Origin of the sequence: Corynebacterium sp. MSK041, assembly GCF_030232265.1 — a bacterium.
In the GTDB taxonomy this organism is placed as follows: Bacteria; Actinomycetota; Actinomycetes; order Mycobacteriales; family Mycobacteriaceae; genus Corynebacterium.
In genome coordinates, this window is record NZ_JASPJK010000065.1 from 1 (window position 1) to 326 (window position 326).

The 326-nt window shown below is 54.6% G+C and carries 1 protein-coding gene; it reads left to right on the plus strand.

The features are described from left to right. On the plus strand, positions 1-326 hold a 326-nt coding region (locus QP968_RS11205; protein ID WP_502870944.1), incomplete at both ends, for a Mu transposase domain-containing protein.

Below are 326 nucleotides of genomic sequence, written 5' to 3' on the forward strand. Positions count from 1 at the left end.
GTCTTCTACAATCTCGATGAGCTCAATGAGGCAATCGCTGACCGGCTTGCCGATATCAACAGCGCAATGACACGGGCTGATGGCACAACACGGCGCATGCGCTTCGAGCAAGAAGAAGCACCAGTGATGCGCGATCTGCCGCCGACACCGTTTACGGAAGTGTCATACAAGCGGTGCAAAGTCGACCGTAACTGGCACATCACCTGTGACTACCAGTACTACTCGGTGCCATTTCAGCTGGTAGGAGAAGCAGTGACGGTCAGGCTCACCCCGCAACTGGTGAGCATCTTCAACGGTGATCAACTAGTTGCTGAACACACACGCCT